This window comes from Streptomyces sp. NPDC048514 (genome assembly GCF_043199955.1).
Taxonomy (GTDB): Bacteria; Actinomycetota; Actinomycetes; order Streptomycetales; family Streptomycetaceae; genus Streptomyces.
Genome location: NZ_JBICWT010000004.1, coordinates 192,262 through 217,727 on the forward strand (window position 1 = coordinate 192,262; position 25,466 = coordinate 217,727).

Below are 25,466 nucleotides of genomic sequence, written 5' to 3' on the forward strand. Positions count from 1 at the left end.
GTCGCGCCGTTCCCCGGGTCCTCGGGCGCGGGAGTGCGGGGCGTGGGACTTCGGGTCGGGGTGTTTCGGGGCGGGGTGTCTCGGGATGGTCAGTCGGTGGTGCTGCGCCAGGCCTGGGGGATGTGCGCCGCTACGTCGTGTGCTCCCGTCGGGGCGTCCCGGGCCGCGAAGCGGCCGGCCAGGCCGTGCAGGTACGCGGCCGCGCTGCCCGCGTCCAGGGCCGGCAGTCCCGTCGCCAGCAGTGATCCGGCGAGGCCCGACAGCACGTCCCCGCTGCCCGCCGTGGCCAGCCAGGGGGTGCCCGTGGCGTTCACCCGCACCGGGCCGCCCCCGGCGTCGGCCACCACGGTCGTCGAGCCCTTCAGCAGCACGGTCGCCCGGTACACCGCCGCCAGTTCCCGTACCGCGGCCAGCCGTGCGCCCTCGACCTCCTCCCGGCGCACGCCCAGCAGTGCGGCGGCCTCCCCCGCGTGCGGGGTCATCAGCGTCGGCGCCGTACGCGCCCGCACCGCGTCCCGCTCGGCCAGCCGCAGCCCGTCGGCGTCGAGGAGCACCGGCACCTCCGACTCCAGGACCTGCGCCACGGTCGCCGCGTCCTCCCCGGCCCCCGGGCCGACCACCCAGGCCTGCACCCGCCCGGCCTTGGCGGGCCCCGTGTCGGACACGAGCGTCTCCGGGAAGCGCGCGAGGACCGCCTCCCCCGCCGGCCCGACGTACCGCACCGCTCCCGCACCGCCGCGCAGGGCTCCGGAGACGGCGAGCACCGCGGCGCCCGGGTACCTCGCCGACCCGGCGGCGATCCCGACCACCCCCCGCCGGTACTTGTCGCTCTCGGCGGCCGGCACCGGCAGCAGCCGCGCCACGTCCGTGTGCTGCAACGCCTCCAGCTCGCCCTCGGGGGGCAGTTCCAGCCCGATGCCGACGAGCCGCACCACTCCGGCGTGCTCCCGTGCGGGGTCGACCAGCAAACCGGGCTTGTACGCGCCGAAGGTGACCGTGAGATCCACCCGGACGGCGGCCCCGCGCACCTGCCCGGTGTCCGCCTCGACCCCGCTGGGCAGATCCACCGCCACCACGGCGGCGCCCGAGCCCGACACGGTCTCGACGAGCCGCGCGGCTTCGGGCCGCAGGCCGCCCTTGCCGCCGATCCCGACGATCCCGTCGACCACGAGGTCGGCCCGCCGGATCAGCTCCTCGACGGCCGCCGCCGCGGCGACGGTGCCGCCGGCCCGCCGCAGGGCGGCGAGTCCCCCGGCGTGTACCCGCTCCGGCGAGAGCAGGACGGCCGTGACCCCCGCCCCCCGCCGTGCCAGCCGCGCGCCCGCGTACAGCGCGTCGCCGCCGTTGTCCCCGCTGCCCACGAGCAGCACCACCCGACTTCCGTACACCCGTCCGAGCAACTCCGCGCAGGCGGCGGCGAGACCCGCGGCCGCCCGCTGCATCAGGGCGCCCTCCGGCAGCCGTGCCATCAGTGCCCGTTCGGCCGCTCTGACCGTCTCCACGCTGTACGCAGTACGCATGGCACCGAGTCTGCCCCCGATCTCCCGGCCGCCACACCCGGGCCGGTCAGCTCTCGGCGACCACCACCGCCGAGGCCACGCCCGCGTCATGGCTCAGCGACACGTGCCAGGACCGCACGCCCAGTTCGGCCGCCCGGGCGGCGACGGTCCCCTGCACCCGCAGCCGCGGCCGCCCGCTGTCCTCGACGTAGACCTCGGCGTCGGTCCAGTGCAGCCCGGGCGGCGCGCCCAGCGCCTTGGCCAGTGCCTCCTTGGCGGCGAAGCGGGCCGCGAGCGAGGCGATGCCCCGCCGCTCCCCGCTGGGCAGCAGCAGTTCCCGTTCCACGAACAACCGGTCCGCCAGTCCCGGCGTCCGCTCCAGCGACGCCCGGAACCGATCGATCTCGGCGACGTCGATCCCGACTCCGATGATGCTCATGCGCGGCAGCCTACGGTCGTGGCCGGGTGCCCGGCGGCGGGTCGGCACGGCCCGTCTACGCTCCGGGCATGGCATCGCAGACCTATCTCTCCGACCTTTTCTCGCTGGAGGGCCGTGTGGCCCTCGTGACCGGGGGCAGTTCCGGCATCGGCCGGGCCGTCACCGGGGCGCTGGCGCGGGCCGGCGCGCGGGTGGTGATCGTGGCCAGGGGCGAGGGCAGACTGGCGGAGACGGTCGACGAGTTGCTCGCCGACGGGTGCCGGGCCGCCTGGGTGAGCGGGGATCTGAGCACCCGTGAGGGGGTGCGCGCGGCGGCCGAGGAGGCGGCCGGCGTGTTCGGGGAGCCCGACATCCTCGTCAACTGCGCCGGGGTCAACCTCAGGCCCCCGATGGGCGAGCTGGGCGACGACGTCTGGGACACCACCATGGCGGTGAACCTGGAGGCCCCGTTCCTGCTGGGACAGCGGTTCGGACCGGGGATGGCCGAGCGCGGCTTCGGCCGGATCATCCACGTCACCTCCCAGCAGGCGCACCGTGCCTTCGTGCAGAGCGGCGCCTACGGCGTCTCGAAGGGGGCGCTGGAGTCGCTGGCCCGTTCCCAGGCCGAGGCGTGGTCGCGGCACGGCGTCACGTGCAACACCCTTGTGCCGGGGTTCGTGATGACGCCGCTGAACGCGCGTCTGTCGTCCGACCCCGAGCGGGTGGCGGCGCTCGCCGCTCGGACGATGACCGGGCGCAACGGGCTCGCCGAGGACTTCGAGGGGGCGGCGGTGTTCCTCGCCGGGCCGGCGTCCGCGTACGTCACCGGTCAGTCGGTCTTCGTGGACGGCGGCTTCTCGGTCCACTGAGCCGGGCCGTACGGCACGGGGGCGACCGGTACGGGGCCGGCCGGGCCCGGCGGCGGGGGCCGGCAGCCCGGTGCGACGACGTAGGCCGGCTTGCCGGTTCCCGCCGCCTGCGCGGAGGCCGGGCACCGGGGGGCCGACCGGTACGGGGGCCGACCGGGCCCTGCGGGGAAGGGGGTTGCGCGGGGACCGCCGCACCCCCGTTTCCGGGGGGCGGGACGACGGCGGTCCCCGCGAGGGACGCGGGCCGGGTCAGGGCCGGGCTTGCGCGTCCATGGCGTCCAGGGAGGTCCGGGAGCCGCTCCGGAGGTCCTTGACGCCGTTCGCCGCCGGCCCGGGCGAGGAGCCTGCCCAGTGCTCAACGCCTGGGTGGTGCTCCCACTGCCCTGCCGACACCCACCAATGTGCCGGACCCGTGTTAAGCGGGTGCTGCGCGCACGTGACGCCCTCGTAGCACTTCCGAATCGGCCCGATCGGCCGCGGTCACCACAAGTTCGCCCGGCTCACGCGCAGTTCACCGGAGGTTCCTCACTTGTTGCCGCCCTTGGCCAGGAAGGCCAGCAGGTCCTGACGGCTGACCACGCCGGTCGGCTTGCCCTCGACCAGGACGATCGCGGCGTCCGCCGAGCCCAGCACCGTCATCAGGTCGCCGACCGCCTCACCGGAGCCGACCTGGGGCAGCGGGCCGCACATGTGCTTCTCCAGCGGGTCGTCGAGGAAGGCCCGCTTGCTGAACAGGGCGTCCAGCAGCTCCCGCTCCACCACCGAGCCGACGACCTCGGCGGCCATGACGTCCGGGTGACCGGCGCCCGGCTTGACGACCGGCATCTGCGAGACGCCGTACTCGCGCAGCACCTCGATGGCCTGGCCGACGGTCTCCTCGGGGTGCATGTGCACCAGGGAGGGGATGGAGCCGTGCGCCTTGTCGCTCAGCACGTCGCCGACGCGGGCGCTCGGGCCCTCGTCCTCCAGGAAGCCGTAGTCGGCCATCCATTCGTCGTTGAAGATCTTGCTGAGGTAGCCGCGGCCGCTGTCCGGGAGCAGCACGACCACGACGTCGTCCGGGCCGAGCCGCTCGGCGACGCGCAGCGCCGCGACGACGGCCATGCCGCAGGAGCCGCCGACCAGCAGGCCCTCCTCCTTGGCGAGGCGGCGGGTCATCTGGAAGGCGTCCTTGTCGGAGACCGCGACGATCTCGTCGGCGACGGTGCGGTCGTAGGCCGTCGGCCAGAAGTCCTCACCGACGCCCTCGATCAGGTACGGCCGTCCCGAACCGCCGGAGTAGACCGACCCCTCCGGGTCGGCGCCGATCACCTTGACGCCGCCGTCGGAGGCGTCCTTCAGGTAGCGGCCGGTACCGGAGATGGTGCCGCCGGTGCCGACGCCCGCCACGAAGTGGGTGATCTTGCCTTCGGTCTGCTCCCACAGCTCGGGGCCGGTCGAGTGATAGTGCGAGAGCGGGTTGTTGGGGTTCGAGTACTGGTCGGGCTTCCAGGCGCCGGGGGTCTCCCGCACCAGCCGGTCGGAGACGTTGTAGTACGAGTCCGGGTGCTCGGGGTCCACGGCGGTCGGGCAGACGACGACCTCGGCGCCGTAGGCGCGCAGCACGTTGATCTTGTCGGTGCTCACCTTGTCGGGGCACACGAAGATGCACTTGTACCCCTTCTGCTGGGCGACGATGGCCAGCCCCACGCCGGTGTTCCCACTGGTCGGCTCGACGATCGTGCCGCCCGGCTCCAGTTCCCCGCTCCGCTCGGCGGCCTCGATCATGCGCAGGGCGATGCGGTCCTTCACGGATCCGCCCGGGTTGAAGTACTCCACCTTGGCCAGGACGGTCGCCTGGATGCCCCTGGTCACGTTGTTGAGCCTCACCAGCGGGGTGTTGCCGACGAGGCTGATCATCGAGTCGTGGAATCGCACCGTTGTCTCCGGTTGCTTGCAAAAAACAGTGTCGTAGTGGTGCCGCCAGCCTAAGGCCCCCGGGTGACGGGGAAACGGTCGTTCACTCCTTGTGGAGATTGGCACACGGTCTGTACGGGGCAAGGAGTGGATGTACGGCTACGAGGAGGTGGCGGCGGCGCATGACGAGCATGTCGAGGGCGAGAGTGGCCCGGCGGATCGCGGCCGGAGCGGCGTACGGCGGTGGCGGCGCCGGACTGGTCGGGGCGGCGGCCGTCGGTCTGGTGCTGGCGGAGCTGCGGCTGGCCCGGCGCCATGTGGGCAACGGCGGCGCGGGCCGGGTCCCGGTCGCCGAGGGCGTGTACGGGCACGCGTACGACATTCCCGGTGAGCCGCCGCTGCGGCTGGCGATGCTCGGGGACTCCACGGCCGCGGGGCAGGGCGTGCACCGGGCGGGCCAGACGCCGGGGGCGCTGCTGGCGTCGGGGCTGGCGGCGGTGGCGGAGAGGCCGGTGGAACTGCGCAACGTCGCCCAGCCCGGGGCCCGGTCCGACGACCTGGACCGTCAGGTGGCGCTGGTGCTCGCCTCGTCGTCCCCGGTCCCCGACATCTGCGTGATCATGATCGGGGCGAACGACGTGACGCACCGGATGCCGCCGACCCGTTCGGTACGGCACCTGTCGTCGGCGGTACGGCGGCTGCGCACGGCCGGCGCGGAGGTGGTGGTCGGCACGTGCCCCGACCTCGGCACCATCGAGCCGGTTCAGCAGCCGCTGCGGTGGCTGGCGCGGCGGGCCTCGAGGCAGCTGGCGGCGGCCCAGACGATCGGGGCGGTGGAGCAGGGCGGTCGCACGGTCTCGCTCGGGGATCTGCTGGGCCCGGAGTTCGAGGCGAATCCGCGGGAGCTGTTCGGGCCGGACAACTACCACCCCTCGGCGGAGGGGTACGCGACGGCGGCCATGGCCGTCCTGCCGACGGTGTGTGCGGCGCTGGGGCTGTGGCCGGCGGCGGAGGAACGGCCGGACGTGTCGCGCCGCGAGGGGTTCCTGCCGGTCGCCCAGGCCGCGGCGGAGGCCGCGTCGGAGGCCGGTACGGAGGTCACGGCGGCGATGCCGACGGGGCCGCGGGGGCCGTGGGCACTGCTCAAGCGGAGGCGGCGGCGCCGGGTACCGGAGGCCGAGCCCGCGCGCCCGTCGGTGTGACGGCCACGGTGCTCCGATCCGGGGGGGAGGCGGCCTCGGGGCGGAGCACCGCGGTGCGACGGCGAGGTGAGGGGGGCGAGGTGAGGGGTGGGGCCCGGGGGGTGGGGCCAGGGGGGCGACGGGGCGGGGCGAGGGGGCGGGGGGCACGCCGGGCAAGCAAGCGCTTAGTAAATTGCGGCCAGTGTCACACCGCGACACCAGTGACCTGGACCATACGTACGGGTAACTTCCCAACCGGCCCTGCCCAACTCCGTCCACTGGAGCCGTGATGCCCGAAGCCGTCATCGTCTCGACCGCCCGCTCCCCCATCGGCCGCGCCGTGAAGGGCTCTCTCAAGGACCTGCGCCCCGACGACCTGACGGCCACGATCATCCAGGCCGCCCTCGCCAAGGTTCCCGAGCTGGACCCGAGGGACATCGACGACCTGATGCTCGGCTGCGGCCTGCCCGGCGGCGAGCAGGGGCACAACCTCGGCCGGATCGTCGCCGTGCAGATGGGCATGGACCACCTGCCGGGCTGCACGATCACCCGCTACTGCTCCTCCTCCCTGCAGACCTCCCGCATGGCGCTGCACGCCATCAAGGCCGGCGAGGGCGACGTCTTCATCTCCGCCGGCGTCGAGACGGTCTCCCGTTTCGCCAAGGGCAGCTCCGACGGGCTCCCGGACACGCACAACCCGCTGTTCGCCGAGGCCGAGGCCCGGACCGCCGCCGTCGCCGGGTCCGAGGGCTCCACCTGGCACGACCCGCGCGAGGACGGCCTGCTGCCCGACCCGTACATCGCGATGGGCCAGACCGCCGAGAACCTGGCCCGCGCCAAGGGCGTCACCCGCCAGGAGATGGACGAGTTCGGCGTCCGCTCACAGAACCTCGCCGAGGAAGCCGTCAAGAACGGCTTCTGGGAGCGCGAGATCACCCCGGTGACCCTGCCCGACGGCACCGTGGTCAGCAAGGACGACGGCCCCCGCGCCGGCGTCACCCTGGAGGGCGTCCAGGGCCTCAAGCCGGTCTTCCGCCCGGACGGACTGGTCACCGCCGCCAACTGCTGCCCGCTCAACGACGGTGCCGCGGCCGTCGTCATCATGTCCGACACCAAGGCCCGCGAGCTGGGCCTGACCCCGCTCGCGCGCATCGTCTCCACCGGCGTCTCCGGCCTCTCCCCGGAGATCATGGGCCTCGGCCCGGTCGAGGCGAGCAAGCAGGCGCTGCGGCGGGCCGGCCTGACCGTCGGCGACATCGACCTGGTCGAGATCAACGAGGCCTTCGCCGCCCAGGTGATCCCCTCCTACCAGGAGCTGGGCATCGACCTCGACAGGCTCAACGTCAACGGCGGCGCCATCGCCGTCGGCCACCCCTTCGGCATGACGGGCGCCCGGATCACCGGCACGCTCATCAACTCGCTGCAGTGGCACGACAAGCAGTTCGGCCTGGAGACGATGTGCGTCGGCGGCGGCCAGGGCATGGCCATGGTCATCGAGCGCCTCAGCTGACCCACCGTCCGTAGCGAATCGGCCACGTTGCGTCGGCCGACGGCCCGGACCCCGGGGACCACCCGGGCTCCGGGCCTTTCCGTGATCCAATCTCCCCCATGATGTGACCTATCTCCCTCGCCGGAGCCATCTGTGCAGGTCAGGGCAGTTCCAGTCGAAACCTCACGACCAATGTCCTGTCCGTTTCGTGACGTTACGCACTGACAGCTGGTTAGTCCGCCCTTCAAGCTGATGTAGGAAGTCGGGGGGTCGACTTTGAACCGGGAGTACGTCAGTGAGCGCCATGCCGATCGCCTTGCTGCTCACCACGGCCGCCACGGGCGCCGTGGGCGTCGCCGTCCTGCGCACCGTCCTGAAGCTGCGCCGCCAGATCGCCGAGCTGCACGCCCAGCTCGCCGAGAACCACGCCGCCGCCACGCGCGCCCTGCTGCCGAACGCCCGCAGTCACGCGGAGGCCGAGCAGATACGCGTCGCCGTGGCCGAGGCGCTGGCGGAGGAGCGGGAGCGGGAGCTGGCCGAGGCGCGTGCCTTCTGGGCCGCGCAGGAGGCCCGTGACGCCTCCGACGCGCCGTCGCTGCTCGGCCTGCCGGACGCCGACCTGTTCCTGCCCCGGCAGTCCGACTTCGCCGGCCTGGAGCCGGTGTCCGAGCCGACCACCGACGCCGACGAGTTCTCCGGGGAGTCCCCGGAACTGGCCGCGGCCCGCCGCCGGCACCCTTCCCACCCGGACTTCGTCCCGGTGCAGTCGCCTGTCGTGAACGACCACGAGCGGACGGTGTCCTCGCTGGAGCAGCTGGCCGCCGACCGCGTCGGGCTGTCCGACGTACGCCCGGGTCCGCTCGGCACCCTCGACGTCTACGTCTTCGCCGACGGCACCACCCTGTGCATGACGCCGGGCCATCGCGAGACGGCGGACCGGCTGGCCTCGGCCCTGGATGCGGGTGAGATGCCGTACCTGCTCGGCGGCTCCGGCGTCTCCGGCGCCTACACCCTCACGTTCGCGTGCGGCGAGGAGACGGTCTACATCCTGGCCGACCGGGTCATCGCGTCCCTCTGACGCACACCCCGGCGCGCCCCTGTCGCCGCCAGGCCCCGGCGCCCGGCGCTGATGCACACCCCCCTGGCGCCCCCGGCGCTGAGTCACACCCCGGCGCCCTGGCGCTGATTCACACCCTGGCGCCCTGGCGCTGATTCACACCCTGGCGCCCTGGCGCTGATTCAGGCACTCAGTCACACCCCGGCGCGTTTGCGCGCCTCCTCCACCCGGCGCACCGCGTCGGCCACCTCGCCCTCGTCGCGCAGCACCAGCGCCAAGTCGTGCGCGGCGACGAGGACCTGGTCGGCGGCCGCGAACATCCCCGCGTCGGGCATCTCCCGGGGATCGGCGCCCGGCTCCTCCACGCTCTGCGCCCAGCGGGCGAACTCCCGGGCCAGCGCCAGCGCCTCGGCCGCCGCGCTGCGCTGCAGCCGGCTCTGCGGTGCCGCCCGCAGCCGGTCGGCGAAGTGATCCACTGCTTGGGTCAGGGGCGTCGTATCAACCACGCGCCGAGCGTAACGTGCCGCACTGTTGCCAATACGCGAACGCTCAGGCACGGTGTCGTGAAGGACCGGCTTACATCCCCTTTGCGTTCGGAGGCGCCGATGTCCCAAGTCTTCTCCGAGGAGACCCATCGCAATCTGCTCGCCCGCATCCCGCACTGCACCGGTCGTGAAGTCTCCGACTGGCTGCGCACCGTCGAAGAAGGCCCCGCTCTCTTCCGCTTCGAGGAAAAGGTCAGCTGGCTCCGGCACGAGTACGACCTGGCGTACGGCCACGCCAAAGCGCTCGTGCACGAGTACGACCTGAGGAGGGCAGCGCGCAAGCTGCTCTGAACGCCGAAGGGCCCCGGGCGGATCGCCCGGGGCCCTGGGTACGACCGGCGAACCCGCTAGTCGCTGCTGCTGAAGATCGCCACCAGGCGCAGCATCTCCACGTAGATCCACACCAGGGTGAGGGTGAGGCCGAACGCGGCGAGCCAGGACTCGTTGCGCGGAGCGCCGTAGGCGATGCCGTCCTCGATCTGCTTGAAGTCGAGGGTCAGGAAGAACGCGCCGAGCAGGATCGCGAAGATGCCGACGAGCGCGCCGAGCGGGCCGAAGCTGCGCAGACCGCCGCCGTCGGCGACGCCGAAGACGACCAGCAGCAGGTTGACCGCCATGACGACCACGAAGGCCATCGCGATGGCGAGACCGATGCGGGCGTAGCGGGCGGTGACGCGGATCCAGCCGGCCTTGTAGATCAGCAGGGTCGCGCCGGAGACCGCCATCGTGCCGAGCACCGCCTGGAACGGGGCACCGCTCCAGCGGCTGTTGTACATCTCGCTGATGACTCCGAGGAAGACGCCCTCGAAGGCGGCGTACCCGAGGATCAGCGCGGGCGACGGGGTGCGCTTGAAGCTCTGGACCATGGCCAGGACGAACGCGATCAGCGCGGAGCCGATGGCGAGGCCGTAGCTGGTCGTCGAGACCGGCAGCAGCGCCCAGGCGAGGGCGGCGCCGACGGCGACCGTGCCGAGCGTGATCGCCGAGCGCGTGACGACGTCGTCCATCGTCATCCGGTCGGTGGTGGCCGGGGCCTGCGGCGGGGCACCTGCCTGCACGCCCTGCTGGGCGTACGGGTTCTGCGCGTACGGGTTCTGCGCGTAGGGGTTGCCCTGTGCGTACCCGGCCTGCGGTGCGGTGTTGAAGCCGGCGTAGCCGTTGTCGCGGCTGAACCCCCGTCGCGAGAAGACCGGGTTACTGCTCCTCATTTCACTCCTCCATGGCCACCCTGCGTGGCCTTGGCTCAAGAGTAATGGATTGGCAAAGGATCGTCCGTACTACTTGGGGAGGATCTTTCCCTCGCCTTGCTGGGCAACACGCTACGCGGACGGGTGATTCCCGGCCACGGAGATCCGCACTCCGTGACGAATCCGCAGCACTGCGGCGATGCGGCGGCATCGCGGAGGCCCTGCCGGCGGAGCCCTCACCCCGGCGGGAAGCCTGTGCAGGCGTGCCGCCGGCCCCCGACTCTCCGGCCGTACCCGTACCCGTATCCGTATCCGTACCGGTGTCGGCGGTCGACGTCGGACGGGTGGGCGCCGTGTGCCATCCGGCTGAAGTCGGCGATCCGCTCGGTTGCCGCGGGCCCGCCGCAGGGGACGTCACTACCGTCGCGCCGCCCGGCGTGCACAAGCCACTCACGACGACCGTTCGCGTCACTTTGCGTCGACAGGTTGTTCATGACGGCCCTGCGAACGGGTCACAGCCGCAGGAGGACGTAATCCATGAGGCACCTTCTCCGGGGTTCCGCGATCATCGTCGGCCTGCTCTCGGGCGCGGCCGCCGTGCCACTTCCCGCGTACGCCGCGCCGGACGTCACCGTCGCGTGCGGCGACACGGCCGGCCTGATCCGGGCCGTCACCGCTCTCGACGGTCCGGGTGGCACGATCCGGCTGGCCGACGACTGCGTCTACGCGTTCGAGGGCGCGTACGGCACCAGCTCCGACGCGCTGCCGCCGGTCACGGGGAACGTCACGATCGAGGGCGGGAACAGCACCCTCATGCGCTCGACCGACTCCGCGACGCGCTTCCGCGTCCTCGAGGTGTCCGCCACGGGCACCCTGCGGCTCCACGCCGTCCAGGTCCGCGCCGGGGACGCGGCCTTCGGCGGCGGCATCCAGGTGCATGCCGGCGGACGGCTGACCCTGGAGGACAGCACGGTCGGCGGCAACCGGGCGGCCGGCTACGGCGGCGGCATCTACAACCAGGGGACGACCACGCTCCGTCGCAGCAGCGTCTCCGGCAACGTCGCCGACTTCGGCGCGGGCATCGAGAACGCGGACGGCGCCCGGCTGACCGTCGGGTACAGCACGATCGACGGCAACCAGGCCACCACCGAGGGCGGCGGAATCGACAACAGCGCCGGCACCCTGACGGTCGAGGCCAGCACCCTCGCCCACAACCGCGCACGTGACGAGGGCGGCGGCGCCGTCTCCAGCCATGGGGCCTCGCACGTGACCCTGACCGACAGCGTGCTGTCGGACAACACCGCGGGCCTCGACGGCGGCGCCGTCGAGAACGGCGCCGGCGCGGCGCTGAAGGGCACCCGCACCACCCTCCAGGAGAACCGGGCGGGCCGCGACGGCGGTGGCGTCAGCAACGAGGGGACCGCGGACCTCGACCAGGTCCAGGTCACGCAGAACTCCGCCGGACGTGACGGGGGCGGCATCAACAACGAGACCGGTGCGGCCGGCGGCACCACCGCGGCCCTCGCCCTCGGCCACAGCACGATCGCCGGCAACCGGGCCGTACGCCACGGCGGCGGGGTCAACGACCGGACCGGCTCCGGCACGGCCCTCCAGGACGGCGGCGTCGCCGGAAACCGCCCCGGCAACTGCTTCCCCCTGAACACCGTCCCGGGCTGCCGGGACTGAGAGCGGCCTCTCGGGACGGAGGCCGGTTTTCCGGAACGGAGAGGCCGAAGGACGGGGAGGAAGCGATCGGCGGGCCGCTGCCGGAACCCTCCCGGAGGTGGCCCGCGGCCCGTACGAAAGTCATCGGTAGTGCCCGGAGCCGGACTTGAACCGGCACGCCCGCGAAGGGGCAGCGAGGTTTAAGCTCGCCGTGTCTGCATTCCACCATCCGGGCAGGCCATGGGCTCCGCATCGAGGTTCCGAGCCTATCGGGAGGCATCCCCCGGACAGCGGAACAGCGGACCGATGTTGTCTTATTTTATTGGCGCCTGAGGGTGCATCAGCCCCCGGTACAGGCCATCCGCACTTGCCAATAGCGTGACGTGGCCCAGGTACGCGCGCACGCGAAATGACGGAATTTCACCTACCGAACGAGGGCGCTCCACCTGTTATGAGTGCGACCCGAGGTCAGGGTCACCCGTCCTCCCCAGGTATGACACGGGCCCGCTCCATCCGACCGGAGTCGCCCCCTGGAACCGGAACAGCGACTGACTACACGGGCGCTCGCGGCCGGGACGATGAATGAGTCCCCACGAACAGACGCCGTCCCGACAGGAGCACTCCCCCGTGACCACCACACCCACCGCCGGCCGGGCCACCGCCGTGGCCGCACGCGCCACGGAGCTGTCGAAGATCTACGGGCAGGGTGAGACCCGGGTGGTCGCCCTGGACCGGGTCTCCGTCGACTTCCGGCAGGCCGAGTTCACCGCGATCATGGGCCCCTCCGGCTCCGGAAAGTCCACGCTGATGCACTGCGTGGCCGGCCTGGACACCTTCTCCGAGGGGTCGGTGCGCATCGGTGACACCGAGCTGGGGAAGCTGAAGGACAAGCAGCTCACCAAGTTGCGCCGGGACAAGATCGGCTTCATCTTCCAGGCCTTCAACCTGCTGCCCACGCTGACCGCGCTGGAGAACATCACCCTGCCCATGGACATCGCCGGGCGGAAACCGGACAAGGCGTGGCTGGACCGGGTCATCCAGATGGTCGGGCTGTCCGGGCGGCTGAGCCACCGGCCCTCCCAGCTCTCCGGGGGCCAGCAGCAGAGGGTGGCCGTCGCCCGCGCCCTCGCCTCCAGGCCCCAGATCGTCTTCGGTGACGAGCCGACCGGCAACCTCGACTCCCGCTCCGGCGCCGAGGTGCTCGGCTTCCTGCGCAACTCCGTGCGGGAGATGGGCCAGACGGTGGTCATGGTGACCCACGACCCGGTCGCCGCCGCCTACGCGGACCGCGTGGTCTTCCTCGCCGACGGGCGGATCGTCGACGAGATGTACGCGCCCACCGCCGACTCCGTCCTCGACCTCATGCGCAGTTTTCCGGGGAGCAAGCCCCAGACCCCCGAGTTCGACGTGAAGGGCCGTGCCAGCTGATGTTCCGCACCGCCCTGCGCAACGTCCTCGCGCACAAGGCCCGGCTCCTGATGACCGTCCTCGCCGTCATGCTCGGCGTGGCCTTCGTCTCCGGGACGCTGGTCTTCACCAACACCATCTCCGACGCCTACCAGAAGAGTTCCGCCAAGGGCTTCGACCACGTCGACGTCGCCGTCCGGCCGGAGTACCAGGACTCCGAGGGCGACAAGGTCGGCAAGGCCCCCGAACTGACCCGCGCGCTGCTGGACAAGGCCGGGAAGGTCCCGGGCGCCGCCTCGGCGACCGGGATCGTCAGCGGCTTCACCGCCGTCGCCGACCGGGACGGCAAGCTGGTCGGCGGCGACTGGCAGTCCGCGGGCGGCAACTACTGGGGCACGAAGGACGCCCGGTACCCGCTGGTCGGCGGGCACGCCCCGCACGGCAGGGACGAGGTACTGCTCGACTCCAGGACCGCCGAGCGCGCCGGCTACAAGGTCGGCGACACCGTGCGGCTCTCGGTCGACGGTCCCGTCCTCACCCCGCGCGTCGCCGGCGTCTTCACCACCGACGACGGCAACGTGGCGGCGGGCGGCAGCCTCGCCCTGTTCGACACGCCGACCGCGCAGCAGCTGTTCGGCAAGAAGGGCACGTACGACGAGATCGACGTGCGGGCCGCCGCCGGGACCGGCCAGTCGGCGCTCAAGGCCGAGCTGGACAAGGCCCTGCCCGCACACCTGGTGGAGACCACCACGGGCAGGCAGCTCGCCGACGACCAGGCGCAGACCATCTCCGCGTCGATGAGCGGCCTGAAGCAGACCCTGCTGGTGTTCGCCGGTATCGCGCTGTTCGTCGGCACGTTCATCATCGCCAACACCTTCACCATGCTGGTCGCCCAGCGCACCAGGGAGCTCGCCCTCATGCGAGCGGTCGGCGCCTCCCGCCGCCAGGTCACCCGGTCGGTGCTCATCGAGGCGTTCGCGGTCGGCGCAGTCGCCGGTGTGACCGGTCTGGCCGCGGGTGTCGGCATCGGCGCCGGTCTGCGCGGCCTGCTGGGCTCCTTCGGCGCGAGCATGCCCGACGGGCCCCTGGTGATCAGTGCGGGCACCGTGGCGACCGCTCTCGCGGTGGGCGTCTGCATCACCGTGCTCGCCGCCTGGCTGCCCGGCCGCCGGGCCGCGAAGATCCCGCCGGTGGCGGCCATGAGCAGCGTGCACGCCAAGGCCACCACGAAGTCGCTGGTGCTGCGCAACACGCTGGGCGCGCTGTTCGCCGCGGCCGGTGTCGCAGTGGTCCTCACGGGCACCACGATGGACGCCGACTCCGGCCAGGGGGCGATGGGCCTCGGCGCGGTCCTGCTCATCGTCGGTGTGTTCGTGCTGACCCCGCTGCTGTCCCGCCCGCTGATCGCGGCCACCGCCCCGGTGCTGCGCGTGTTCGGTGTCTCGGGCAAGCTGGCCCGCCAGAACTCGGTGCGCAACCCGCGCCGTACCGCGGCCACCGCCTCCGCGCTGATGATCGGCCTGACCCTGATCACCGGCATGACGGTGATGGCGGGCAGCCTGCAGACGGCGATCGACAAGATGGCCAGTTCGGCGATCCGCGCGGACTACGTCGTCTCGATGGCCAACAGCAGCTCGCTCTCCCCGGACGTGGCGGGCAAGCTCGCCGCCGCCGACGGCGTCACCGCGAGCAGCCCGCTGCGCAACGCCGAGTCCCGCATCGACGGCAAGACCGAGTACCTGACCGGCGTTAACGGCGCCTCGATCGGCAAGCTGACGGACCTGAAGGTGGACGACGGCTCGTTCACGGTGGCCGGTACCCGTGCGGTCGTGGACAAGGACCGGGCCGAGGAGTACGGCTGGAAGGCCGGTTCCCGGTTCACCGTCCACTTCGAGGACGGCAAGGCGCGCAGGCTGACGGTCGCCGGCGTCTACGAGGGCAACGACATGATCAACGGGATCATGCTCGACAACAAGGTCCTCACCCCGCACGTGAGCGACCCGTCCGACATGCAGGTCATGGTCAAGACGGCGGGCGGCGCCACGGACGCGGCCAAGGACAGGCTGGTGAAGGCCCTCGGCGCCAACCCGGCCATCAAGATCCAGGACAAGCAGGACATCTCCAACGAGATCGCCAAGATGTTCACGCTGATGCTGAACATGGTCTACGGCCTGCTCGGCATGGCGGTGATCGTCGCGGTCCTCGGTGTCATCAACACGCTGGCGATGTCGGTCTTCGAGCGCTCCCAGGAGATCGGCATGCTCCGCGCCGTCGGTCTGGACCGCAAGGCGGTCAAGCGGATGGTGCGCCTGGAGTCCCTGGTGATCTCCCTGTTCGGCGGGGTGCTCGGGATCGGCCTGGGCGTGTTCTTCGGCTGGGCGGCCGGCGAGCTGCTGGGCACGAAACTGCCGACCTACGAACTGGTCCTGCCCTGGGGCCGGATGGCCGTCTTCCTGCTGCTGGCGGGGACGGTCGGCGTGCTGGCCGCGCTGTGGCCGGCCCGGCGGGCGGCCCGGCTGAACATGCTGGCGGCCATCAAGGCCGAGTAGCCGGACAGCGGTACGAGGACGGGCCCCGCTCCAACCCATGGAGCGGGGCCCGTGCCGTGTCAGCCGTGCCAGACGCGGGGGCGCAGCGGCAGCCCGGAACTGCCGGACTCCGGGGAGCGGACCGCCAGGACCTGGTTGACGCCGATGCGGTTGCGTTCGAAGGCGAGCGCGCAGGCGGCCATGTACAGCAGCCAGACGCGGGTGCGGCCGGGGCCGGCGAGCCGGACCGCACGGCCGTGGCCGGCCGTCAGGTTGCCGACCCACTGGCGCAGGGTGCGGGCGTAGTGCTCGCGGATGGACTCCACGTCCCGCACCTCGAAGCCGGCGCGTTCCAGCTGGGTGACGGTGGTGCCGAGCGGGGCGAGTTCGCCGTCGGGGAAGACGTAGGCGTCGATGAACGGATCCACCTCGTACGCCGACTCGTCCCGCTGGGGACGGCGGGCGATCTGGTGGTTGAGCAGCCGGCCGCCGGGCCGGAGCAGCGCGTACAGCTGGTTCGCGTACTCCAGATAGCGTTCGGCACCGACGTGTTCGGCCATGCCGATGGAGGAGATCGCGTCGAAGGGGCCGTCCACGAGGTCCCGGTAGTCCTGGACGCGGATCTCCACCCGGTCCGTGAGGCCCTCGTCGGCGACGCGCTTACGGGCGTAGGCGGCCTGCTCCTGGGAGAGGGTGATCCCGACGACGCTCACGCCGTGCTCGCGGGCCGCGTGGACGGCCATGGAGCCCCAGCCGCAGCCGACGTCCAGCAGCCGCCGGCCCGCCGTCAGGCCGAGCTTGGCGCAGACGAGTTCGAGCTTGTCGCGCTGGGCCGTCTCCAGGGTGCCGCCGTCCTCCCAGTAGGCGCACGAGTACACCATGGAGGGGCCGAGGACGATCTCGTAGAAGTCGTTCCCGACGTCGTAGTGGTGGCTGATGGCCCGCTTGTCGGAGCGCCGGGTGTGCAGCCGCCGGTGGGGTCTGCGGATCTCCTCCCGGGGCGGCGCCGGCGGGAAGGGGGGCCCGGCGAGCTTCAGCAGTCCGCGGGCGGCGGTGCGTACTTCGGGGTCGCGCACCGCCTGGACCAGGGTGCGGGCGTCCTCTCCGCGCTCCCACACCAGCCCGGCCATCATGTCCAGCGCGGTGTAGAGGTCTCCCTCGATGTCCAGGTCTCCGGCCACCCAGGCGCGGGCCAGGCCCAGTTCCCCCGGTTTGAACAGCATGCGGCGCAGTGCCCGGCGGTTGCGGATGACGAGTGCCGGCGCGTCCGGCGGCCCGTCCAGGGACCCGTCCCACGCCCGCACCCGCATGGGCAGCGGCGTTCCCAGCATCTGCTCGGCAAGACTCCTCAGCCGCGACGCGGCGTCGGCCATGGCGCACACCTCCAAGACGACGATCCCGGATGTCCGTTCACCACGTAAACACCGCGCGGCGCCCGGCGCAGTCCCGCAAAGGAGTTACAACTGGGCAAAACAGCTGTAGTGGGCACGCAGATCGGCCGCGGCACAACGCCGAAGGACCTCCCGCACCACGGATGGCGGGAGGTCCTTCGGGTGGCTCGACGACCGGTCACCGACCGGCGGCCGTGCGCCGTCGTCCGGGCGTCAGGAGGCCTTGGCCTTCTCCTCGGTCTTCGCGGCGGCGACCGGGGCGGGCTTGGCGGCCTCGTAGAACTCCTCGCGCGGGTTCTCCATGGCGCCCAGGGAGACGACCTCGCGCTTGAGGAACATGCCGAGGGTCCAGTCGGCGAAGACGCGGATCTTGCGGTTGAAGGTCGGCATCGCCATGCCGTGGTAGCCACGGTGCATGTACCAGGCGAGGCGGCCCTTGAGCTTGATCTTCACCTTGCCCATGACGATCATCGCCACGCCCTTGTGCAGGCCGAGACCGGCGACCGCACCCTTGTTGGCGTGCTCGTACTCCTTCTGCGGGAAGCCCCGCATACCGGAGATCACGTTGTCGCCGAGGGCGCGGGCCTGGCGCAGCGCGTGCTGGGCGTTGGGCGGGCACCAGGCGTTCTCGTTGCCCGCCTTGCGGCCGACGAGGTCCGGGACCTGTGCGTTGTCACCGGCGGCCCAGATGTAGTCCGTGCCCTTGACCTGGAGCGTGGGCTCGCAGTCGACGTGGCCGCGCGGGCCGAGGGGCAGGCCGAAGCGGGCGAGCGCCGGGTTCGGCTTGACGCCGGCCGTCCACACGATGGTGCTGGAGTCGACCTCGAGCCCGTTCTTCAGCACGACGTGGCCGTCGACGCAGGAGTCCATGGAGGTGGAGAGGTAGATCTCCACGCCGCGGCTCTCCAGGTGCTCCTTGCCGTACTGGCCGAGCTTGGGGCCGACCTCGGGAAGGATCTTGTCGGCGGCGTCGACCAGGACGAAGCGCATGTCCTCGCGGGACACGTTCTTGTAGTACTTGGCCGCGTCCCGGGCCATGTCCTCGACCTCGCCGATGGTCTCCGCACCCGCGAAGCCACCGCCGATGAAGACGAAGGTGAGCGCCTTGCGGCGGATCTCCTCGTCGGTCGTGGAGTCGGCCTTGTCCAGCTGCTCCAGGACGTGGTTGCGCAGGCCGATGGACTCCTCGATGCCCTTCATGCCGATGCCCTGCTCGGCGAGGCCGGGGATCGGGAAGGTGCGGGAGACCGCGCCCATCGCGATGACCAGGTAGTCGAAGGGCAGCTCGTACGCCTCGCCCACCAGGGGGGCGATCGTGGCGACCTTGCGGTCCTGGTCGATGGTGGTGACCCGGCCGGTGAGGACCTCCGCCTTCGGCAGCACGCGTCGCAGCGGGACGACGACGTGGCGAGGGGAGATGTTGCCGGCGGCGGCTTCGGGGAGGAAGGGCTGGTAGGTCATGTACGACCGGGGGTCGACGACCGTGACGGTCGCCTCGCCGTAGCGCATCTTCTTGAGAATGCGCCGAGCTGCGTACAGGCCTACGTACCCACCGCCTACTACGAGGATCCTGGGACGCTCCGTGGTGCTCATGCCATCGAGTATCCACCTGCCTCAGGGGGGCTGCTCGTGCGCCCCTTCACAAGCTTCGACGGGGCCTGTGCTAAACTCCGCGGCCCGCGTGACGCAGGTCATGGACCGGCGCGGGAACCGCGGGGCGGTTCGACCCGTTGTCAAGGCCGTGTGAGCTGCCCATCCAGGTCATCGGGACCCTCGCGAGCCACCTCGGCAAGGCGCCTCGGGCACCCTCCGAAAACCCCTCCGCGATGCTCTTGTGAGGGCGCCCGGAGGGCCGTTCGGACCCCGGATGGCCCTCCGGAGGCCCTTCGGCCCCTCATGGGGACCGAATTCCTTGTGAAGAACTTCACGAACTTTTCCGACGGCGCGTCGTCGTGGCGCCCGGATGCCCCCCGGAGACCCGCTCACACGTTATCCAACCTGCTCACCGGAGGCTACTCACCAGTAGCAAAGGGGCCGGAAAGAACCCCTTCGTCAGCGGCTGCGGCTACGGCTGCGGCTGCGGCTACGCCATCGACCACGCGATGCCGTCGAGGATGTCGTGCTCGCTCACCACGACCTCCCGGGCACCGATCCGCTCCATGATCGCGAGCAGGACGAGGGCGCCCGCGCCGATCACGTCGACCCGGCCCGGGTGCATGGACGGGATCGCCGCGCGCTCTGCGTGCGTGGAGCGCAACAGCCGCTCGGTGATCTCGCGGACGCGGTCGTACGGGACACGGGAGTGGTGGATGCGCTCGGAGTCGTACTCCGGCAGGCCCTGGTCGATCGCGGACACGGTGGTGACCGAGCCGGCGAGACCGACCAGCGTCCGCGCCTCGCGCAACGGGACCGTCCGCTCGGCGAGATCCAGGGCGGCCTCGATGTCGGCCCGCATGGCGGCGATCCGGTCCTCGGAGGGCGGGTCGCTCACCGCACCCTCGTGCACCAGGTGCCGCTCGGTCATCCGCACGCAGCCGACGTCCACGGACCGGGCGGCCCGCACGTGGTCGTCGCCGACGACGAACTCGGTGGAGCCGCCGCCGATGTCCACCACCAGGTAGGGCCTGGCGAGGTCGTGGCGGCCCGTCAGCTCCTTGGTGGCTCCGGTGAAGGAGAACTCGGCCTCCTGGTCGCCGGTGATGACCTCCGGCTCCACCCCGAGGATGTCGAGCACGCCCCGCACGAAGTCGTCCCGGTTCTCGGCGTCCCGGGAGGCGGAGGTGGCGACGAAGCGCAGCTTCTCGGCGCCGTGCCGCTTGACGATGCCGGCGTACTCGCGGCAGGCGGCGAAGGTCCGCTGGAGCGCCTCGGGGGCGAGCCGGCCGGTGCGGTCGACGTCCTGGCCGAGCCGCACGATCGTCATCCGCCGGTCCAGGTCGGTCAGTTCGCCCGTCGCCGGGTCGGCGTCCGCGACCAGCAGCCGGATGGAGTTCGTACCGCAGTCGACGGCGGCGACACGGGTCACTTCGCGTCCTCCTCGGTGGCGCCCGGCGCTTCCTCGGTGGCGCCGGGCGTCACGCACGGACCCTTGCTCCACCACTCCGGCAGCATCGCGATCGCCTCGTCGCCGAGCGGGTTCACGCCCGGGCCCGCGGCCAGCGAGTGGGCCACCAGGACGTGCAGGCACTTCACCCGGTCCGGCATGCCGCCGGCGCTCGGGAAACCCTGGAGCACCTCGATCTCGTCCCGGCGCCGGATGTAGTCCTCGTGCGCCGCCCGGTAGGCGGCGGCCAGCTCCGGGTCGGTCTCCAGCCGCTCCGTCATCTCCTTCATGACCCCGTTCGCCTCCAGCGTGCCGATCGCCGAGGCGGCGCGCGGGCACGTCAGGTAGTACGTCGTCGGGAAGGGCGTGCCGTCGGGCAGCCGCGGTGCCGTCTCCACGACGTCCGGCTGACCGCAGGGGCAGCGGTGCGCGATGGCCCTCAGACCCCGTGGCGGGCGGCCCAGCTGCTGCTTGAAGGCCTCGACGTCGGCGTCGGTGGGCTCGGTGCGCTCAGTGGGCGGCGGAGGCTTGTGCATGACTGCTCTTCGAAGACTTTCTGTGGGTTCACTGGTCGGAGGCGTCGGACTTGTCGACCCCGTCCCAGACGTTCGCGTACCAGGGCCGGTGGGCGGCGCCGGTGTCGGTGCGGGACTGCTTGGCCGCGTCCGGGTCGACGACCACGTACCCGGTCTCACCGGGCTTCACGTAGTGCAGCCGGCGCCGGACCTGCTGCTCGGCGTAGGAGTCGTCCTGCCAGCGCGCCTTGAGGTCCCGCAACTGCTCGACCCGCCGGCGCGCCTGCTCCTGCTGCCGCTGGACGTCGGCGATCTGCGCCCGCTGCGAGACGTACTGCCGCATCGGATAGGCGAGCGCGACGACCAGCGAGCACAGCACGAGCGCGAGCAGCGCGGCGCGGCCGGTGAGCCGCGATCGGCGGGCCTGCCGCTTGGTCTGGGAGCGGTAGACCCTGGCCGCGGTCTGCTCACCGAGCGCCCGCAGCCTGGTCGCGGTGGAGAACCGGTCACGGTCCTTCACGGCCATCTTCCCGCCTCCCGTTCACACACGCGCGTACGTCCCCGGACACGGTACGGGACCGGGTACGGGGACGTACGTACGACTGGCTAGGACTTGGCCCGGGAAGGTTCAGCCCGTGCCGTGCCCGACGGTCCGCACGGCGGACGCGCGGGGAGGGCTCAGCCCTTGAAGCGGGGGAAGGCGCTGCGCCCGGCGTACACCGCGGCGTCGTCGAGGATCTCCTCGATGCGCAGCAGCTGGTTGTACTTGGCGACGCGCTCGGAGCGGGCCGGGGCACCGGTCTTGATCTGGCCGCAGTTGGTGGCGACGGCCAGGTCGGCGATGGTGACGTCCTCGGTCTCGCCGGAGCGGTGGGACATCATGCACTTGTAGCCGTTGCGCTGGGCCAGCTCGACGGCGTCCAGGGTCTCGGTCAGCGAGCCGATCTGGTTGACCTTGACCAGCAGGGCGTTGGCGGCGCCGTCCTCGATGCCGCGGGCGAGGCGCTCGGGGTTGGTGACGAACAGGTCGTCGCCGACCAGCTGGACCTTGTCGCCGAGCTTGTCGGTGATGACCTTCCAGCCGGCCCAATCGTCCTCGAACAGCGGGTCCTCGATGGAGACCAGCGGGTACGCCTCGACCAGCTCGGCGTAGTACTCGGTCATCTCCTCGGCGGAGCGGTTCTTGCCCTCGAAGACGTAGGAGCCGTCCTTGTAGAACTCGGACGCGGCGACGTCGAGCGCCAGGGCGATCTGCTCGCCGGGGGTGTAGCCGGCCTCCTTGATCGCCTCCAGGATGAGGTCGAGGGCCTCGCGGTTGGAGCCGAGGTTCGGGGCGAAGCCGCCCTCGTCGCCGAGACCCGTGGACAGGCCCTTGTTCTTCAGGACCTTCTTCAGGGTGTGGTAGACCTCGGCACCCCAGCGCAGCGCCTCGGAGAAGGACTCCGCGCCGATCGGGGCGATCATGAACTCCTGGATGTCCACGTTGGAGTCGGCGTGCGAGCCGCCGTTCAGGATGTTCATCATCGGCACCGGCAGCAGGTGCGCGTTCGGGCCGCCCAGGTAGCGGAACAGGGGCAGGTCGGACGCCTCGGAGGCGGCGTGGGCGACGGCCAGGGAGACGCCGAGGATGGCGTTGGCGCCGAGGGAGCCCTTGTTGTCGGTGGCGTCCAGGTCGAACATGGCCTGGTCGATCAGGCGCTGCTCGGTGGCGTCGTAGCCGACCAGCTCGGGGCCGATCTGCTCGATGACGGCGAGGACGGCCTTCTCGACACCCTTGCCCTGGTAGCGGTTCGAGTCACCGTCGCGCAGCTCGATGGCCTCGAAGGCGCCGGTGGAGGCGCCGGACGGGACGGCGGCACGACCCGTGCTGCCGTCGTCGAGGCCGACCTCGACCTCGACCGTGGGGTTGCCTCGGGAGTCCAGGATTTCCCGGGCTACGACGACGTCGATGGACGGCACGAGCATCTCCTTCTTGGATGTGACGCTGGAAGCGCGGGGCCGGCTGCCTCGCGGCTGGGCCTTGCGACTAGAGCCTAACCGCCCCCGGGGCGTCGGCCACCGACCGACCGTCCCGTGGACAGTGAGGGACACGCAGACGGTACCCATTGTTCACTGTCGGAACAAAGAGGGGTACCGGTGAAGAACAGGGAAAGCGCGGGGGCCGGCGCCTGGAAACGAAAAACCCCGCCCCGGCGCGTACGGGGGAACACGCGCCGGGGCGGGGAGCCCGTGGGGACGGGGGTGGCCCTCACGGGGTCTTCGGGGGACGGGCCGGGGAGGTGAGGGCGCCGCACCGTGGCCGGCGGCCCGCTGCGGCTCCGGGTGCCGCGGGACCGGGCCCGCCGTCACCTCGGGTGCGGCGCGGCCGAGGCCCGCTGTCACCTGAGGTGCGGCCGGGCGCGGCCCGCTGTCACCTCAGGTGCGGGCGTGCGAGGCCCGCTGTCACTTCAGGTGCGGGCGTGCGAGGCCCGCTGTCACTTCAGGTGCAGCAAGGGCGCGGCCCGTGCGGGGCCCGCTGTCACTTCAGGTGCAGCTGCTGACCCGGGTAGATGAGGTCGGCGTCCTGGACGATGTCCTTGTTCAGTTCGAACAGCTTCTGCCAGCCGCCCTTGACGCCGTGCTTCTGGGCGATGGTGCCGAGGGTGTCACCCGTGACGACCTTGTACTCGCCGTCGCCCTTCTTGACCTTCTTGCCGGTCGGGGTGGTGACGGTCTTGCTCGCGGCCGGACGCTCGGCGGACCGGGACGCGGCCTGGTCGCCGGTGGAGCGGGTGGTGGTGCCGCTCGACGAGGTGGTCTTCTTCGACGCGGTGTCGCCGGACGGCGCGGCCGGGGCGGAGCCGCCGTTGGGGGTGCTCGACAGGCCCGTGCCGCAGACCGGCCAGGCGCCCTTGCCCTGGGCCGCGAGGACCTTCTCGGCCACGGCGATCTGCTGCGCCTTGCCGGCCTTGTCGGCGGTGGCGGCGTACTGCGTGCCACCGTAGGCGGCCCAGGTGGAGGCGGAGAACTGCAGGCCGCCGTAGTAGCCGTTGCCGGTGTTGATGGACCAGTTGCCGCCGGCCTCGCACTGGGCGACCGAGTCCCACTCGGAGGTGGTGGCGGCGGAGGCGTTGCCGGCCGCCATCAGCGGGGCGGCGACGGCGGCGCCGGTGACACCGGCCAGCGCGACGGCGCGGACGGCCTTGGACGGACGACGGTGCTTGCCCTTGCCGGAAAACAGCATGGATCGATCCCCTCACCGACGCCTGCGAGGTGAGCTGTCGGGTTCGGGCCGATTGAGTTGCCCGGCCGCACTCCCGCTTGCGCGGAGTGCGGCTTCACCCCCAGCCGGTGCCAGCTCAACTGCTGGTCCCGGCACCTACCTTGGGTCCCCCGCTCCTGCCTTCGGCGCTTGACGCGACGACTGTTCCCGGGCAATCGCTGGCAGGATTCGGCGTTGCGACTGCCGGGGCTCGTGGTGACGAGCGGCCTTGACCGTAGACACGCGATCGACGGAATTTCAAAGACGATCAGGGCTTCTGAGACTCATCCCACACTTTCACCAAACCGGACATCAGCGTCGAATCAGGGCGTCAACTACGGCTGCTTTTCGCCCGTTTCGGGACCGACTTCCAGGGTCTGACCGGCAGTGATGCGGTTCGGGTCGGCGCCGATGGCCTTCTTGTTGTCGGCATAGAGCGCACGCCACCCTCCGTCGACCTCCAGGGAGTCGGCGATGGAGGCGAGCGAGTCGCCCTCGCGGACGGTGTAGGTGCCCGGTTCGCGGGAGGCGTGCCGGCCCGCCAGGGTCCCCTCCTGACCGTTTGTCACCCTTTCGTCCGCGCTCTCTCCGCGATGACGTCCGCCCTGCGTGAGGGCGCCGGTGTCGACGAGGCTCCAGGAACCGGCGTTCTGCCGGTAATTGCCCGAGTTGTCGGCACCGGGGGTGGTGACGGTCGAGTCGTCGCGCTTCTGCGGTTTTCCCGCGCCGGGCGAGGTGGACTTGTCCGACTCGGGCTTATTGGTACCGGTCGAGCCGGAGTCGGTGCCGGCATCGGTGCCGGCGTCCTTGCCCGGACCGGACGCCGGCGCGTCCGGCGAGCCGCTGGAGGAGTCCGAGCCGGAACCGGAGCCTGAGCCGGAACCGGAACCGGAGCCGGTGTCCTTGCCGGAGTCACTGCCGGGGTCCGAGGTCGACGCATCCGGCAGACCGGACGAGTCGGAGTCGCCGGCCGAACCGGACGAGTCGGGCGAACCACCGGTACCGCCGGAGCCGCCGACCCCCGTGTCGACGTCCACGGAGCCCGAGTTCGACGTCAGCCCGGACAGCAGGGCGCACGTGGCCCAGGGCGTGGTGCCCTTGTCGGCGAGGATCTTCTCGGCGACGGCGATCTGCTGCGAACGGCTGGCCTGGTCGGCGCTGTCCGCGTACTGGACGCCGCCGTACTTGTCCCAGTCGTCCTGCGATATCGCCAGACCGCCGTAGTACCCGTTGCCGGTGTTCGCGCTCCAGGAGCCGCCGCTCTCGCACTCGGCCACCTTGTCCCACGTGGTGCCGTCGGCGGCGTTCGCGCTCGCGGCGCCGAGCAGCGGGATGGCGATCGCGGAGCCGGTCACTCCGGCCGCGACGAGGAGGGCCGGAGCCTGACGGGGGCGACGGTGACGACCGTTCCCGGAGAGCATGCGGAAGCCTTTCGTGCGACAGCGGGGGCCGGCACGGCGGATGACACTCGTCGCCGCGCTGATGGGTGAACGTATAGGCAGACGATCACTTGTCACAAGTTAATGCCGCACAGA

21 protein-coding genes, 1 tRNA gene and 1 riboswitch are annotated in these 25,466 nt (G+C 71.6%); of the genes, 8 read left to right on the plus strand and 14 right to left on the minus strand.

Features of this window, described 5'->3' with window-relative positions; all coding sequences use genetic code 11:
• Window positions 1–89: 89 nt before the first annotated feature.
• The gene (locus tag ACGFT2_RS09655) at window positions 90–1,520 is read right to left on the minus strand and encodes an NAD(P)H-hydrate dehydratase (RefSeq protein WP_393275273.1); all 1,431 of its coding nucleotides are present in this window, start codon (window positions 1,518–1,520) and stop codon (window positions 90–92) included.
• A gap of 46 nt (window positions 1,521–1,566) precedes the next feature.
• Window positions 1,567–1,938, minus strand: coding sequence for a holo-ACP synthase (locus ACGFT2_RS09660; protein WP_393275275.1), 372 nt, complete (start codon window positions 1,936–1,938; stop codon window positions 1,567–1,569).
• Window positions 1,939–2,006: 68 nt separating this feature from the next.
• Between ACGFT2_RS09660 and ACGFT2_RS09665 the strand changes: the two genes are divergently transcribed.
• Window positions 2,007–2,786: an SDR family NAD(P)-dependent oxidoreductase gene (locus ACGFT2_RS09665; protein ID WP_393275277.1), complete on the plus strand. Its 780-nt coding sequence runs from the start codon at window positions 2,007–2,009 to the stop codon at window positions 2,784–2,786.
• Window positions 2,787–3,311: 525 nt separating this feature from the next.
• Here the strand turns inward: ACGFT2_RS09665 and ACGFT2_RS09670 are convergent.
• Window positions 3,312–4,703, minus strand: coding sequence for a cystathionine beta-synthase (locus ACGFT2_RS09670; protein ID WP_393275279.1), 1,392 nt, complete (start codon window positions 4,701–4,703; stop codon window positions 3,312–3,314).
• 161 nt (window positions 4,704–4,864) lie between these two features.
• On the opposite strand from ACGFT2_RS09670, the gene ACGFT2_RS09675 reads away from it, so the two are divergent.
• From ACGFT2_RS09675 to ACGFT2_RS09685, 3 genes are all read left to right on the plus strand, one after another.
• Window positions 4,865–5,884, plus strand: a complete 1,020-nt coding sequence (locus tag ACGFT2_RS09675; protein WP_393275281.1) for an SGNH/GDSL hydrolase family protein — start codon at window positions 4,865–4,867, stop codon at window positions 5,882–5,884.
• A gap of 268 nt (window positions 5,885–6,152) precedes the next feature.
• Window positions 6,153–7,373, plus strand: coding sequence for an acetyl-CoA C-acetyltransferase (locus ACGFT2_RS09680; protein WP_393275283.1), 1,221 nt, complete (start codon window positions 6,153–6,155; stop codon window positions 7,371–7,373).
• 274 nt (window positions 7,374–7,647) lie between these two features.
• Window positions 7,648–8,430, plus strand: a complete 783-nt coding sequence (locus ACGFT2_RS09685) for a hypothetical protein (protein WP_393275285.1) — start codon at window positions 7,648–7,650, stop codon at window positions 8,428–8,430.
• A gap of 173 nt (window positions 8,431–8,603) precedes the next feature.
• On the opposite strand, the gene ACGFT2_RS09690 is transcribed toward ACGFT2_RS09685, so the two are convergent.
• Complete coding sequence (locus ACGFT2_RS09690; protein WP_393275287.1) at window positions 8,604–8,915, minus strand: hypothetical protein; 312 nt, start codon at window positions 8,913–8,915, stop codon at window positions 8,604–8,606.
• Between the two features lie 99 nt (window positions 8,916–9,014).
• On the opposite strand from ACGFT2_RS09690, the gene ACGFT2_RS09695 reads away from it, so the two are divergent.
• Window positions 9,015–9,245, plus strand: a complete 231-nt coding sequence (locus ACGFT2_RS09695; RefSeq protein WP_353600518.1) for a DUF4287 domain-containing protein — start codon at window positions 9,015–9,017, stop codon at window positions 9,243–9,245.
• A gap of 56 nt (window positions 9,246–9,301) precedes the next feature.
• Here the strand turns inward: ACGFT2_RS09695 and ACGFT2_RS09700 are convergent, their stop codons facing one another.
• Window positions 9,302–10,162, minus strand: coding sequence for a Bax inhibitor-1/YccA family protein (locus tag ACGFT2_RS09700; RefSeq protein WP_393275289.1), 861 nt, complete (start codon window positions 10,160–10,162; stop codon window positions 9,302–9,304).
• 516 nt (window positions 10,163–10,678) lie between these two features.
• Here ACGFT2_RS09700 and ACGFT2_RS09705 point away from each other — a divergent pair.
• The gene (locus tag ACGFT2_RS09705; RefSeq protein ID WP_393275291.1) at window positions 10,679–11,827 is read left to right on the plus strand and encodes a right-handed parallel beta-helix repeat-containing protein; all 1,149 of its coding nucleotides are present in this window, start codon (window positions 10,679–10,681) and stop codon (window positions 11,825–11,827) included.
• A 130-nt stretch (window positions 11,828–11,957) separates the two neighbouring features.
• Here ACGFT2_RS09705 and ACGFT2_RS09710 read toward each other — a convergent pair.
• Window positions 11,958–12,041, minus strand: a tRNA-Leu gene (locus ACGFT2_RS09710).
• A gap of 392 nt (window positions 12,042–12,433) precedes the next feature.
• Here ACGFT2_RS09710 and ACGFT2_RS09715 point away from each other — a divergent pair.
• Window positions 12,434–13,234: an ABC transporter ATP-binding protein gene (locus ACGFT2_RS09715; protein WP_393275293.1), complete on the plus strand. Its 801-nt coding sequence runs from the start codon at window positions 12,434–12,436 to the stop codon at window positions 13,232–13,234.
• On the plus strand, window positions 13,234–15,762 hold the full coding sequence (locus ACGFT2_RS09720) for an ABC transporter permease (RefSeq protein WP_393275295.1): 2,529 nt from the start codon (window positions 13,234–13,236) through the stop codon (window positions 15,760–15,762). Before ACGFT2_RS09715 ends, ACGFT2_RS09720 begins: the two co-directional genes overlap by 1 nt.
• Before the next feature lie 59 nt (window positions 15,763–15,821).
• Here ACGFT2_RS09720 and ACGFT2_RS09725 read toward each other — a convergent pair whose 3' ends face one another.
• The 8 genes from ACGFT2_RS09725 to ACGFT2_RS09760 form a co-directional block, all read right to left on the minus strand.
• Entirely contained in the window at window positions 15,822–17,114 is a 1,293-nt protein-coding gene (locus ACGFT2_RS09725) for a class I SAM-dependent methyltransferase (protein WP_393275297.1), read from the minus strand.
• 231 nt (window positions 17,115–17,345) lie between these two features.
• Window positions 17,346–18,725 carry an NAD(P)/FAD-dependent oxidoreductase gene (locus tag ACGFT2_RS09730; RefSeq protein WP_393275299.1) on the minus strand — a complete coding sequence of 460 codons (1,380 nt, stop codon included), beginning with the start codon at window positions 18,723–18,725 and terminating at the stop codon, window positions 17,346–17,348.
• 490 nt (window positions 18,726–19,215) lie between these two features.
• Window positions 19,216–20,157 carry an exopolyphosphatase gene (locus ACGFT2_RS09735; RefSeq protein WP_393275301.1) on the minus strand — a complete coding sequence of 314 codons (942 nt, stop codon included), beginning with the start codon at window positions 20,155–20,157 and terminating at the stop codon, window positions 19,216–19,218.
• Window positions 20,154–20,711, minus strand: coding sequence for a DUF501 domain-containing protein (locus tag ACGFT2_RS09740; RefSeq protein ID WP_393275302.1), 558 nt, complete (start codon window positions 20,709–20,711; stop codon window positions 20,154–20,156). The genes ACGFT2_RS09735 and ACGFT2_RS09740 overlap by 4 nt, the downstream gene beginning before the upstream one ends.
• A 28-nt stretch (window positions 20,712–20,739) precedes the next feature.
• Window positions 20,740–21,216: a septum formation initiator family protein gene (locus ACGFT2_RS09745; protein WP_393275304.1), complete on the minus strand. Its 477-nt coding sequence runs from the start codon at window positions 21,214–21,216 to the stop codon at window positions 20,740–20,742.
• A 152-nt stretch (window positions 21,217–21,368) separates the two neighbouring features.
• Window positions 21,369–22,649, minus strand: coding sequence for a phosphopyruvate hydratase (gene eno, locus ACGFT2_RS09750; RefSeq protein WP_393275306.1), 1,281 nt, complete (start codon window positions 22,647–22,649; stop codon window positions 21,369–21,371).
• Window positions 22,650–23,208: 559 nt separating this feature from the next.
• On the minus strand, window positions 23,209–23,913 hold the full coding sequence (locus ACGFT2_RS09755) for a transglycosylase family protein (protein WP_393275308.1): 705 nt from the start codon (window positions 23,911–23,913) through the stop codon (window positions 23,209–23,211).
• A 4-nt stretch (window positions 23,914–23,917) separates the two neighbouring features.
• A riboswitch (cyclic di-AMP (ydaO/yuaA leader) is annotated at window positions 23,918–24,090 on the minus strand.
• A 176-nt stretch (window positions 24,091–24,266) separates the two neighbouring features.
• The gene (locus tag ACGFT2_RS09760; protein ID WP_393275310.1) at window positions 24,267–25,352 is read right to left on the minus strand and encodes a transglycosylase family protein; all 1,086 of its coding nucleotides are present in this window, start codon (window positions 25,350–25,352) and stop codon (window positions 24,267–24,269) included.
• Window positions 25,353–25,466: the final 114 nt, after the last annotated feature.